A 13,305-nucleotide genomic window follows, 5' to 3' on the forward strand; every position below is an offset into this window, starting at 1 on the left:
CCTACGGGTCACCATATGGAGGCTTAGCTCAGCTGGGAGAGCATCTGCCTTACAAGCAGAGGGTCGGCGGTTCGATCCCGTCAGCCTCCACCATAGTTGTTGGGGATTAGCCAAGCGGTAAGGCAACGGACTTTGACTCCGTCATGCCAAGGTTCGAATCCTTGATCCCCAGCCATTTATTTTGAGCCATTAGCTCAGTTGGTAGAGCACCTGACTTTTAATCAGGGTGTCGTAGGTTCGAGTCCTACATGGCTCACTTCTTCAAATGCTTCGCGCGTATGGCGGAATTGGCAGACGCACCAGACTTAGGATCTGGCGGGCGACCGTGGGGGTTCAAGTCCCTCTACGCGCATACTGATTTGACAAAAGACTCTTGTTAATCGCAAGAGTCTTTTTGTTTTCCTTTTAACTCAAGGTTCAAGCCGATCCGGCCAACTAACGTTAACGTTATCCACTTGTGTATAACGTTTGAAGCAGAGGTATTCATTTAACTATCCACATGAAGTGGATGAAAACGGTCTGGATCCTGATAAATAAGGAAGATAATCATTGACGGATACAGTGAGAATCGTTATCATGAATATTAGTGAGAATAATTATCATTTTCGGGACTTGTCTTCACAAGTCTTCGTTGAACCGTTCAGCTTAAGCTAACGGATATAGATTGCCTATATGCGGATGTAGAAGAGGGAGATGAGATGACTGTGATTCGTTTAACGACGTCAGGCTTGAACATCGGATATGAAGAACGTCTAATTGTAGAGGACCTTAATATTGCGATTCCTCAGGGGAAGATTACCGCTCTTGTAGGTGCGAACGGATCGGGTAAATCTACAATTCTGAAGACGATGGCACGTATTATGTCCCCTTCTGCCGGATCTGTATTGCTTGATGGACAATCGATTCATAAGCAGTCCACGCGCGAGGTTGCCAAGCAGTTGGCTATCTTGCCGCAGAACCCGACCGCTCCTGACGGACTTACCGTATCAGAGCTCGTCTCTTACGGGCGATTCCCTTATCAGAAGGGATTCGGCTCTCTGAACCGTGATGACCGTGCCATTATTAAATGGGCGATCGAAGCGACACGAATGGAAGAGTTCACGGATCGACCAATCGATCAACTCTCTGGCGGCCAGCGTCAGCGTGCTTGGATCGCAATGGCTTTGGCTCAGCAGACGGATATCTTGTTCTTGGATGAACCTACGACGTTCTTGGATATGGCCCATCAGCTTGAAGTGCTCGAGCTGCTTAGGGAGCTTAATCTAACGGCTAACCGTACGATTGTTATGGTTGTGCACGATCTCAATCATGCTTCCCGGTATGCACATCATATGATTGCTATTAAGAAGGGTAGAGTTGCCGGCGAGGGCTCGCCAGAAGAAGTCATGACGCCAGACATTCTTCGTGAAGTGTTCAGTATTGAAGCTGATATCATTCCAGATCCGCGTACGGGCGTCCCGCTTTGCTTGCCTTACTCTTTGGTAGGCGGTCCTGCGGCGAAATCGCCAAGCGTAGCTCAGGAACCTGTGCCAATGATGGCGGCTGTAGGAAACTAATTCCTATTATCCAGTGCTGTGCCTGTTCGTCAGGTACAGCATTTTTTATTAGCGAAATCAGTAATGTTACTTGCATTAGATAGGGAATAGTGATATATTACTTCTTGTCGCTGCCTTGTGTAGTGATGCTTGCGGAAGTGGCTCAGCGGTAGAGCATCGCCTTGCCAAGGCGAGGGTCGCGGGTTCGATTCCCGTCTTCCGCTCCATAATACGCGCCCTTAGCTCAGCTGGATAGAGCGTTTGACTACGAATCAAAAGGTCAGGAGTTCGAATCTCTTAGGGCGCGCCATTTATATCGGGATGTAGCTCAGCTTGGTAGAGCACCTGGTTTGGGACCAGGGGGTCGCATGTTCAAATCGTGTCATCCCGACCATCATTTTGCGGGTGTAGTTCAATGGTAGAACTTCAGCCTTCCAAGCTGATAGCGTGGGTTCGATTCCCATCACCCGCTCCATAATAATAAGACAAAGCCTTGAGTTTTCAAGGCTTTTTTTGTTGTTTAATAACATTCAGCAATACTTCCAAAGGATGCCTTCTGATGTAAACTTATCGGGTAGGTTTGGTCAAAAAAGCTTCAACGGACCATTATTTTGTAGTATGATGGAGAAAGTGAAAATTGACTGCTGGGACATCCCTGCTAATGCAAACGAAGTGGATTGCTTGACGTGGATGCCTTCGTACGAACTTATTGAATGGCACTGCCAAGGCAAATCCTGAGGAGGATCATCAATGTCGGAACAGGCCTCATCAACATTAACGGCGAGTCGGCCGCAATCGAACAACCTTTTGCGCCGCGACGTTCGTTTTTTGGGGAACATTTTAGGTGATGTGCTCGTGCATCAAGGCGGGCGTGAATTACTCGATATCGTCGAACGAATCCGCGAGATGAGCAAGACGCTGCGCGCGGAATTTATCCCTGAGCTCTTTGCAGAATTTAAGCAGGTCATTAGTGAATTGAACCCGGAGATTCGCCACCAAGTGATTCGCGCCTTCGCGATTTACTTCCAATTGGTGAATATCGCTGAACAGAACCACCGTGTCCGCCGCAAACGCGATTATGAGCGTTCCGCAGGCGAGACGGTACAGCCAGGCTCGATCGAGAGCGCGATTCAAGTGCTCAAAGAGCAAGGCATTCCGGTGGAAGACGTGAAGTCGATGCTCGAGGGCATTTCGCTTGAGCTGGTCATGACGGCCCACCCGACGGAAGCTTCCCGCAGAGTGGTCCTCGATATCCATCAGCGTATTGCACGCGACATGATGGAACTCGACAACCCGACGCTCACGTATCGTGAACGCGAGAAGCTGCGCGACAAGCTGATGAATGAAGTGCTGACGTTGTGGCAGACCGACGAACTGCGCGGCCGTAAGCCGACAGTCATCGATGAAGTGCGCAACGGTATGTATTTCTTCGACGAGACATTGTTTGAAGTGTTGCCGAACGTATACGAAGAACTGGAGCGCTGCCTGGCGAAATACTATCCGGGCGAGAACTGGCATGTGCCAACGTATCTGCGTTTCGGATCGTGGATCGGCGGCGACCGTGACGGTAACCCTTCCGTTACGGCCAAAGTAACTTGGGAGACGCTTGTACTGCATCGCGGCCTTGCGCTTCGTAAGTATGAAGAATTGCTCAAGAATCTGATGGAACTGCTCAGCTTCAGCACGAACCTCGTCGAAGTTTCGGATGAGCTTGTACAGTCCATTAAGCGCGAACGTGAAGAAATCGAGCTTCGCTGCGTGGATATTTGGCGCAATGATACCGAGCCGTATCGGATTAAGATCGGATATATGCTCGAGAAGATTGCCAACACGCTGAACAATGAGACGAATCAGCGTTACAACAACCCGGATGAACTGAAGGAAGATCTGCTCATCATTGACCGGAGCCTTCGTCATCACTATGCGAATTACGTGGCGGATACGCACATACGTAAACTGATACGTCAGGTAGAGCTGTTTGGTTTCTATCTTGCAGCACTTGATGTTCGTCAGCATAGCAAAGAACATGAAAATGCAATGTCTGAAATTTTGAAATATATGAGCATTACTGACGATTATGCTTCCTTGTCCGAGGAAGAGAAGGTCGAGCTGCTGTACAGCTTGCTGAAAGATCCTCGCCCGCTGACGAGCCCGCATTTTGAATATTCGGAATCAACACGCGAATGTCTGGATGTGTACCAGACGATCTATCGCGCGCAGCAGGAATTCGGTCAAGGCTGTATCACAAGCTACTTGATCAGCATGACGCAAGGCGCAAGCGATATGCTCGAGGTTATGGTATTCGCGAAAGAAGTAGGATTGTTCCGGATTGAAGCAGGCGGCAAAGTTCGCTCTTCGATTCAGTCGGTTCCTTTGTTCGAGACGATCGACGATTTGCATGCCGCACCAGCCATCATGGAGCAGTTGTTCAACCTTCCGGTTTATCGTCAAGCGGTGGAAGCAAGAGGCAATCTGCATGAGATCATGCTCGGCTATTCGGATAGCAATAAAGACGGCGGCGCGGTAACAGCGAACTGGGAGCTGCGCGTAGCGCTTAATGCTATTACGCTTTCGGCGAAGAAATCCGATGTGAAACTGAAGTTCTTCCACGGACGCGGCGGCGCGCTCGGACGCGGCGGTATGCCGCTCAACCGCAGTATTCTTGCACAGCCTCCGCATACGATTGGCGGGGGCATCAAGATTACCGAGCAAGGCGAAGTGTTGTCCTCGCGCTACTCGATGCAGGGCATTGCCTACCGCAGCTTGGAGCAGGCGACATGGGCGCTTATTACAGCGGCTCGTCTGGCGAAATACCCGGAGCAAGAGCAGGAAGCTGTAGCGGAATGGGATGAGATTGCCAAGGGGATTTCGGAATCAGCGCAGACGAAGTACCAGGATCTTATCTTCCGTGATCCGGACTTTATGACGTTCTTCAAGGAGTCGACGCCGCTACCGGAAGTTGGCGAGCTGAATATCGGTTCCCGTCCTTCCAAGCGGAAAAACAGCGACCGGTTCGAAGATCTGCGGGCGATTCCGTGGGTATTCGCTTGGACGCAAAGCCGTTACTTGCTGCCGGCATGGTACGCTGCAGGTACTGCCCTTGACGGGTATGTGCAAGGCGATTCGGCGAAGCTCGATACGCTGCGTACGATGTACGCGAAGTTCCCGTTCTTCACTTCGCTTATCGATAATCTGCAGATGGCGCTGGCCAAAGCCGATTTGAATATCGCCAAAGAGTACGCGGGCATGATTGCGAATGAAGAAATCCGTGATCGGATCTTCAATCTCGTGCAAGAAGAATACGCGAAGACGTCTTCACTCATTCTCGAGATTACCGGCCAAGCCGATATTCTGGATAATGTGCCTGTCATCCAGGAATCGATCCGACTGCGTAACCCTTACGTCGATCCGCTCAGCTACATGCAAGTGCAGCTGCTGACGGAGCTGCGTGAGCTGAGAAACCGCGGCGAAGACGATCCGGAGCTTCTCCGTGAAGTGCTGCTTACCATTAACGGAATTGCAGCAGGGCTTCGGAACACTGGCTAATTCTTTAAGAAGATTTTGAATAAGGGCTGGGACCCGGACAGCACGGTCTGTTCGGGGTTCCGGCCTTTTTGATTTGGAGCGGGAAACATGCTGTCGTGTTGCTTTTTAAGGCTAGATGATTTACCATTTTTCCCAGACAGAAGAATTAGTGTACAATAAGATGATTAACGCTTAGTGAGAAGGACATGTAGAAGCAGCTGCTAATGCGTAAATAGTAATTGAATGCCGCATTGCCAAGCTGTCGCCTGCCAGGGCAACGAAAGCCGACAGCGGGTTTGGAGGAGAAACGGTGAAATCATTGGAGGCGCGTCTTGCGCGCATGGCGCTAAAGGGCGATCAAAGTGCGTTTGCCGAGATCGTCAGTCTGTATCAAGACAAGTTGTATCATATGGCTTACCGGATGCTGTATAACCGCCAGGAAGCGGAGGACGTCGTACAGGATACGTTCCTTAGGGTGTACAAGAATTTGGAGCGTTACGATGATACGATGAAATTCTCGACGTGGATCTATCGCATTGCAACCAATCTGTGCATCGACCGGCTGCGCAAGCGCAAGCCGACCTATTCGCTGGATGCCGAATCGAATGATCATGAAGGACTAGACGGCTATTCGATGATTCCAAGCGATAATATTACGCCTGAGAGCGAGACGCTGATGTCCGAGACGCAGCGGATCATCCATCAGGCGATTGAGACGTTGCCGGCCAAATATAAGTCGGTAATGGTGCTTCGTTATTTGCAGGATATGTCGCTACAGGAGATTGGCGATGTTCTCGATATGCCCGTTACAACGATAAAAACGCGTGTCCACCGGGGACGGGAGTTTCTCCGGAAGAAGCTTGAGCATAAGCTATAGCGTGTTTGATAAAAACGAAACTAATGCGGCAAAGGCACGTATCGTATACAAGCAAGTCGATGACTTGTTCGTATGAAACTGCCCCTAGCTGCGAGCTTCATCTAAGACCAAGAAAGGAATGGCTGCTATGAATTGCAACGTCGCCATCGTATGGATGCACGATTATTTGGACGGCGATATGCCCCGCGATGATGTGGCGCAACTGAAGACGCACCTCATTGCTTGCCCAACCTGCCGAGCTCGATTCGAACAGCTTCAGCAGACCGAGGCGATGGCTTTCGGGTTCGTGGGCACAACAGCGGCAATCGATGCGAGGCAATCCGCACAACTGACGGATCGGATTATGGCCCAGCTTCCGGCCAAACGGAGCAGAGCCAACAGCTTTACGACATGGATACGGAGACATCCGGCCGTTGCGGTTGCTGCCGTCTTCGCATTCGTCATGTTCGCAAGTTTTGCCGCCATGTGGGAGCAGGATAACCAGCTGTCGGTCAGCGGCGTAGACTTGGCCCAGGTCGTCATTGAAGGCGATACGGTTACTGTGCCGGAAAACGCGCATATTAAAGGCGATCTGACGATCGAGAACGGCAAAGCGAATGTACTCGGGGAAGTCGACGGGAATGTTACTGTCATTGATGGATCGCTGTATCAAGCGTCCACCGCACATATAGCCGGACAAGTGAAGACAATCGACCAGGCGCTCGATTGGTTCTGGTACAAAGTGACCAAATCGATCAGTGATTTGGCCTACTAGACTGGCTCCTCCCTTCGCGGGGAGGTTTTTTTGTAAAATTAAAGGATTTACAACCCCGTCTCTAGAAGAAAATAAAGTTGAGAATCTACTTTGGGATCGAAGAACCTGTGCAATCGGTCGTTGGGGGTTGACGCATGGACTATTTTGCCGATTTAACATGGAATGAATGGATTAAGGATATTATTGACGTCGCGATCGTCAGTTACATTATTTATAAACTGATTCTGCTCGTTCGCGGCACGAAGGCCGTCCAGCTGCTGAAGGGCATCTTCGTGCTTGTCGGGACATGGGCGTTCAGCACCTGGTTCAACTTATACACGCTCAAGTGGCTTATGAACCAGATGTTCACGTTCGGCGTCGTGACGGTGCTTATTATTTTCCAACCCGAACTTCGCCGGGCGCTCGAGCAGCTTGGACGGGGCAAACTGTTCAGCCGTACCTCTGTCGTGGAGAAGGACGTGAACGACCGGATCACGGAAATCATTAAGTCCGTGAACTACATGTCGAAGCGCAAAATCGGCGCGCTTATCGTGTTCGAAAGGGACACGGGGCTAAATGATTACATCGAGTCCGGCATCCAGATGGAATCGCTGATCAGCTCCGAGCTGCTCATTAACCTGTTTATTCCGAATACGCCGCTGCATGATGGAGCGGTCATCGTTCGGGGGAACCAGATCATGGCGGCAGGCTGTTATTTGCCTTTGTCGGAGAATCCGTTCATCAGCAAGGAGCTCGGAACACGGCATAGGGCCGCGATCGGCGTGACGGAAGTATGCGACGCGGTCTCGGTCATCGTCTCGGAGGAGACCGGGCAAGTGTCGCTGGCAGTCGGCGGCATGATTGTTCGCGATATTAAAGAAGAGTCGCTGATCTCGAAGTTGTTCGAAGAGCTGAACCCGAACATGAAGGAGAAGCAGGCTGGCGCAAGCAAGACTCCTTTCTGGCGCAAATGGAAAGGGGGCAACCAGAATGGATAAGTGGCTGAGCCATCCGACGGCGATCAAGATTATTTCACTCGTCATCGGCATCCTTCTGTTTGCGGTTGTCCATTTCGACGCCGAACGTTCGCCAAATACGGTAGCGACATTAACGGAGACGGAAGAGTATGAACTGAATGTTGAGGTAACCGGGCTAGATACCCAGTACGCGCTGCGCTCGGTCGAACCGACGATCGTAAAGATCAAGGTGCAGGGCACAAGCGGCGACTTATTCAAGGCGGCGAAGGAATATAAGGCGACAGTTGATGTAACGGGGATCGGACAAGGGCTGCATGAGCTGCCGGTGACGATCGATAAACCGGATACGGTCGAATTGTTGGATTATTCGCCGCGGAATGTTTCCGTGTTGCTCGAACCGATGGTCACGAAGAACTTTACGGTCCAGTTGAAGACCGACGGGACGGTGACGGACGGCTACAATTCCGGTGTGCCGGTCGTAACGCCAGGCGAGGTAGCGGTGACGTTGCCGGAGGATCGGATGGATGAAGTCGGTTTTGTCGGAGCGGTTATCTCCATTCAGGATGCAGATGACGATTTCACGGAGAACAAAGCCAAAATCATCGTGCTGAATGAAGCCGGGGAAGAGCTAAAGGAAGCGGTCGTGCAGCCTAGCACAGTTGAAGTTCAAATACCGGTGTCCATGCCTTCGAAGGTACTGCCGCTGCACGTCGATTATACGGGGAATGCGCCGGAAGGATTGGCTGTAGCATTAGTAACGCCTACCGTGCAGCAAGTCACGGTCTACGGCCTGCAGGAAGAGCTGGATAAGCTGAGCAGCTATGACGGTGTGGTAGCGGATCTGTCGAAGCAGAAGCAGTCTGGCGCCATGACGGTTGCCGTTCCGCTGATTGAGGGGATTGCAGCGGTCGAACCGGCAGAGATTACGGTGGATGTGACCTACTCCGCGGCTGCGACGAAAGTGCTGCCTCAAGTACCGGTTACGCTTAGCGGATTAGCTTCCGGCCTGCAAGCGAAAATCTCCGTGCCTGCAGCAGGCACTGTGAATCTGACGGTGTCGGGGGCCTCGAACATGCTAGCCGATGTCGATGCGCAGGATGCTCAGCTGATCGCGGATCTGACCGAACTTGGGGCCGGCACGCATGTCGTGCAGTTAAAGGCGGCGCTGCCGCGGTTTGTGTCGTTGGCAACCGGCGGGATTAGCGCGACAGTAGTCATTACGGATGGATCGACGGCAACCGGCAGCGCGGCTAACAAAGAGGATAATGCCGCGGCAGGCGGCGCTTCGAACAATACATCCGACAATCAGACGGATGCGGCGACGAATGAACCCGCCAGCGGAACGACGAATGAACCGGAGGCGGGAAGTACGAACGGGGCGGAGCCGACAACCGGCGGCAATACGAATGCAACCAATGAAGCAAACAGTACCGATAGCGGCGGAGATCCGGTCATTAATGAAGAGGATCCTGCCGAATAACGTGACATTTGACGAATACAGTCGTATGCTATCGGAATAAACATCAGAAGTACACACCATGATACTTGGCGAAGGGATTGGACTAAATAATGGGGAAATATTTTGGAACTGACGGCGTTCGGGGCGTAGCCAACCGTGAATTGACGCCAGAGCTTGCTTATAAAATCGGCCGCTGCGGCGGTTATGTACTGGCGGGACAAGCGGACAAACCGAAGGTCGTTATCGGACTCGATACGCGAATTTCCGGCCCAATGCTGGAAGCTTCGCTGACGGCTGGACTGCTCTCTATCGGGGCGAGCGTCATTCGTCTTGGCGTCGTATCGACACCGGCGGTTGCTTATTTGACGCGCATTCTAGGCGCCGATGCAGGCGTCATGATCTCGGCTTCGCATAATCCGGTCGAAGATAACGGCATTAAATTTTTCGGCGGCGACGGGTTCAAACTGTCGGATGAGACGGAGAACGAGATCGAGCGTCTGATGGATGCCGAGGTCGACGAACTGCCTCGTCCGGAAGGCGGCGAGATCGGTTCAGTGACGACGGAAGAGCATGCGCAGCGTCTCTATCTGGACTTCCTGAAGACGACGGTAACGCATTCCTTTGCAGGTCTCAAAATCGTGCTGGACTGCGCGAATGGCTCCGCCTATTCGCTGGCTCCTTCCGTATTCCGCGAGCTAGGCGCAGAAGTGATTACGGTCGGCGCGGAACCGAACGGCCTCAACATTAACGATGGCGTCGGATCTACGCATCCGGAATATCTGCGCGAGGAAGTGCTAAAGCATGGCGCGGATCTGGGATTGTCCTTCGACGGTGACGCGGATCGTCTCATTGCGATTGACGAGAATGGCGATGAGGTCGACGGCGACTTTATTCTGTGCATTTGCGGCGAGGCGATGAAGCGGGAAGGCAAGCTGAACCATGATACGATCGTGACGACGGTTATGGCCAATATCGGCTTCTTCAAAGCGACGGAGCGTCTGGGGCTTAAGACGGCACAGACGGCGGTGGGCGACCGTTACGTCATGGAAGAGATGCGCCGCGGCGGATTTAATCTGGGCGGCGAGCAGTCCGGCCATGTGATTTTCCTCGATTACAACACGACAGGCGATGGCATCCTTACGGCGCTCCAATTGGTCAACACGCTGGTCGGCGCAGGCCGCAAGCTTGGCGAGATCAAGACGCTGATGCGCAAATACCCGCAGAAGCTCGTTAACGTGCGCGTTGCGGATAAGAGCCAATATAAGGATAACCCTGCGATTGCGGCAGCGATCGCAAAGGTCGAGCAGGAACTCGGGGACAACGGCCGCGTGCTGGTTCGTCCATCGGGGACGGAATCGCTCATTCGCGTCATGGCGGAAGGCCCGGACAAAGAGCAGGTTGAAGCTTATGTCGAAAGCATTGCCCATACGGTGCGCGCTGAGCTTGGCGGCGCTTAAGCGGTAATGATGGGATAGCGTAATGAAGTGTAATGGCCTCGAGGTTAGCCATAGCTAGTGGCAGCTTTCGGGGCCTTTTGCTTGAAATAGAAGAACGTATAAGTTGCACGCATATAGTTCATCTTCTATTTCTCAGGAATGAAACGCGCTACGCCATCAAAGACGTCTTCAGCCGTTTCACCTTGTTCCCTTAAGACAAGGTTTGAAAATAATTGTGAAAATTAACGGTTGCGCCTCGGGGGTAAAATGAATATGATAGGTTATGTATTCTGGAAGGAAAGAGAGGGAAGAGGTTGCGAGTGTCATAAGCGCCAGAGCTTGCGCGGAGGTGTTCATCTTCAGCAATGAGGATGTAGCACCGGCAAGCTGACGAGGTGGAGGTGTTCGAAATGTTCGGCGGGGACCTCCCGGTACTGCATTCAGACCGTAAGCTGATCTTCGAAAACGACGGGGCGACCAGTCGCACAAGAATTCAGCAGGAATGCTTCATCATTCATTAGCAGCTCAGGCCGGCATCGGAGGCTCGTGTTTGAGTATGCGCGATTGCACGTTTGGATTTAACGGAATCGGATTGCAAATGCTATTCCCAAAGCGAATCCTGCGCGGTGTGAGTCCGTGAGGAGCTTACTGAGGGGAAGCCAGAGAAGTTATACGTTATTAATTATTTATGCCTAACGAATGTCGAATGATGTTGCCGAACCGGCGGCATTTGTTTAATTGCTTATTACTATCCCGTTTGCTTACGAGGCCGTCTTGAGAAGTCGCGGCGCTTAGCACAACGGTTACTTGCGAGAACAGTCATCATTGTTAACGTTAGATAACCTCATAACGCTATTCACGCCGCGAGGCACGGACGGCTTCGTAGAAGCGGGCATCATCCCCTTATACGGAGGTCTGTACACATGTGTGGAATCGTAGGATATATCGGTAATCGTGAATCGCAGGATATTTTGATCGAGGGACTGAAAAAACTGGAATACCGCGGTTATGACTCGGCTGGTATTGCAGTGTTCACTCAAGAAGGTCTTGAGGTTCGCAAATCCATTGGCCGTCTGGCTAACCTGGAAGGCAAACTTGAGGGAGATCCGCTCCATGGCTCCGTCGGTATCGGCCATACACGCTGGGCGACGCACGGCAAGCCGTCGGATGCAAACTCGCACCCACACACGGACAACTCGCACAAGTTCTCTGTTGTTCATAACGGTATTATCGAGAACTACCTAGAACTGAAGGAAGAGCTCATCGCGAAAGGCCGCCACTTCGTATCGGAGACGGACACGGAGGTTATTTCGCACCTGATCGCGGAAGAATATGACGGAGATATCGTTCAAGCGGTTCAGCGCGCCGTGAAGCATATGCGCGGTGCTTATGCTCTGGGCGTACTGACGGAATATGAGCCGGATCGCCTCGTTGCGGTACGTTTTGCAAGCCCGCTCGTTATCGGCGTCGGCAAAGGCGAGAACTTCATCGGTTCGGACATCCCGGCGATTCTGGAATATACACGCGACGTGTACATTCTGAACGACGGCGAGATGGCCGTTCTGACAACGAACGCTGTCGAGTTGATGACGATTGAAGGCGAAGTTATTTCCAAGGAAATATTCCATGTCGATTGGGATCTGGTAACCGCAGAAAAAGCCGGATTCGACCACTTTATGCTGAAGGAAATCTACGAGCAGCCTAAAGCTTATCGCGACACGATGATGGGCCGCGTATCGGAAGATGGCCGCAGTGTCGTCCTGAAAGAAATCGGTATGACGGCAGAGCAAATCCGCGGCATCCGCAAAGTGCATATTGTTGCTTGCGGTACGGCATTCCATGCCGGTCTTGTCGGCAAAACGGTCATTGAAGGCTTGGCGCGCATCCCGGTAGAGACGGATGTAGCATCCGAGTATCGTTACCGCTCGCCGATCATTACGCCTGATACGCTCGTAATCGTCGTCAGCCAATCGGGCGAGACGGCAGATACGCTGGCTGCGCTCCGCGAGGCAAAACGCAATGGCGCACGCGTACTTGCGATTACGAACGTTGTAGGCAGCTCGGTTGCCCGTGAAGCAGATGACGTCATCATCACACAAGCAGGTCCGGAGATTGCGGTTGCTTCGACGAAGGCATATACTTCGCAGCTGATCGCGTTCAACCTGTTCGGTCTGTACTTGGCTCAAGTGCTCGGCACACGTGACGAAGCGTTCGTTGCGGAAGTACTCGAGGCGATGCATAAGCTGCCGGAACAAGTCGAAGCGATTATCGAGCAAGCGCCGGTGCTGAAGCAAGTGGCGGACTCGATCTCGACGCACAATAACCTCTTCTTCATCGGCCGCGGCGTCGACTTTGCAGTCGCGCAAGAAGGCTCGCTGAAGCTGAAGGAAATCTCGTACATCCACTCCGAGGCGTATGCGGCAGGCGAGCTGAAGCATGGCACGCTGGCGCTGATCGAGGATGGCATTCCGGTCATTGCGGTCATTACGCAGAAAGATCTGTATGAGAAAACACTCAGCAACATCAAGGAAGTGAAAGCGCGCGGCGCGCATGTCCTTGGCGTCGTCAACGCCGGCATGGAAGAGGAAGTCGGCAAATCCGTCGACGAGCTGTTCGTTATTCCGAAGACGCTGCAGCTGCTGTCGCCGACGCTGTCGGTCATTCCGCTTCAGCTGATCTCGTACTACGCGTCGCTGGCACGCGGCAACGATGTCGATAAACCGCGTAACCTCGCCAAATCGGTTACGGTTGAATAAATGTGAC

At 52.3% G+C, this 13,305-nt stretch carries 8 protein-coding genes and 8 tRNA genes; all 16 read left to right on the top strand.

The features are described 5' to 3' along the window. The first annotated feature begins 17 nt into the window (after positions 1–17). A tRNA-Val gene (locus FHS18_RS18755) sits at positions 18–93 on the top strand. A 7-nt stretch (positions 94–100) separates the two neighbouring features. Next, positions 101–175 (top strand) — tRNA-Gln (locus FHS18_RS18760). A gap of 8 nt (positions 176–183) precedes the next feature. Beyond that, positions 184–256 (top strand) — tRNA-Lys (locus FHS18_RS18765). A 16-nt stretch (positions 257–272) separates the two neighbouring features. Then, a tRNA-Leu gene (locus FHS18_RS18770) sits at positions 273–352 on the top strand. Positions 353–704: 352 nt separating this feature from the next. After that, the gene (locus FHS18_RS18775) at positions 705–1,556 is read left to right on the top strand and encodes an ATP-binding cassette domain-containing protein (protein WP_183601837.1); all 852 of its coding nucleotides are present in this window, start codon (positions 705–707) and stop codon (positions 1,554–1,556) included. Positions 1,557–1,687: 131 nt separating this feature from the next. Further along, positions 1,688–1,762, top strand: a tRNA-Gly gene (locus FHS18_RS18780). A gap of 6 nt (positions 1,763–1,768) precedes the next feature. Further along, positions 1,769–1,845, top strand: a tRNA-Arg gene (locus FHS18_RS18785). Positions 1,846–1,852: 7 nt separating this feature from the next. Continuing rightward, positions 1,853–1,929: transfer RNA gene (locus FHS18_RS18790), tRNA-Pro, on the top strand. 7 nt (positions 1,930–1,936) lie between these two features. After that, positions 1,937–2,010, top strand: a tRNA-Gly gene (locus FHS18_RS18795). A gap of 275 nt (positions 2,011–2,285) precedes the next feature. Continuing rightward, on the top strand, positions 2,286–5,081 hold the full coding sequence (gene ppc, locus FHS18_RS18800; protein WP_183601638.1) for a phosphoenolpyruvate carboxylase: 2,796 nt from the start codon (positions 2,286–2,288) through the stop codon (positions 5,079–5,081). A gap of 289 nt (positions 5,082–5,370) precedes the next feature. Then, complete coding sequence (gene sigW, locus FHS18_RS18805) at positions 5,371–5,937, top strand: RNA polymerase sigma factor SigW (RefSeq protein ID WP_183601639.1); 567 nt, start codon at positions 5,371–5,373, stop codon at positions 5,935–5,937. A 127-nt stretch (positions 5,938–6,064) separates the two neighbouring features. After that, positions 6,065–6,691: a zf-HC2 domain-containing protein gene (locus FHS18_RS18810; protein WP_183601640.1), complete on the top strand. Its 627-nt coding sequence runs from the start codon at positions 6,065–6,067 to the stop codon at positions 6,689–6,691. Positions 6,692–6,825: 134 nt separating this feature from the next. Next, complete coding sequence (gene cdaA / locus FHS18_RS18815) at positions 6,826–7,668, top strand: diadenylate cyclase CdaA (RefSeq protein WP_183601641.1); 843 nt, start codon at positions 6,826–6,828, stop codon at positions 7,666–7,668. Then, on the top strand, positions 7,661–9,127 hold the full coding sequence (locus FHS18_RS18820) for a CdaR family protein (protein ID WP_183601642.1): 1,467 nt from the start codon (positions 7,661–7,663) through the stop codon (positions 9,125–9,127). Before cdaA ends, FHS18_RS18820 begins: the two co-directional genes overlap by 8 nt. An 89-nt stretch (positions 9,128–9,216) precedes the next feature. Next, positions 9,217–10,563 carry a phosphoglucosamine mutase gene (gene glmM, locus FHS18_RS18825; RefSeq protein ID WP_183601643.1) on the top strand — a complete coding sequence of 449 codons (1,347 nt, stop codon included), beginning with the start codon at positions 9,217–9,219 and terminating at the stop codon, positions 10,561–10,563. 902 nt (positions 10,564–11,465) lie between these two features. Further along, the gene (gene glmS, locus FHS18_RS18830; RefSeq protein WP_183601644.1) at positions 11,466–13,298 is read left to right on the top strand and encodes a glutamine--fructose-6-phosphate transaminase (isomerizing); all 1,833 of its coding nucleotides are present in this window, start codon (positions 11,466–11,468) and stop codon (positions 13,296–13,298) included. Positions 13,299–13,305 lie beyond the last annotated feature (7 nt).

Origin of the sequence: Paenibacillus phyllosphaerae (genome assembly GCF_014192105.1) — a bacterium.
Taxonomy (GTDB): domain Bacteria; phylum Bacillota; class Bacilli; order Paenibacillales; family Paenibacillaceae; genus Paenibacillus_Z; species Paenibacillus_Z phyllosphaerae.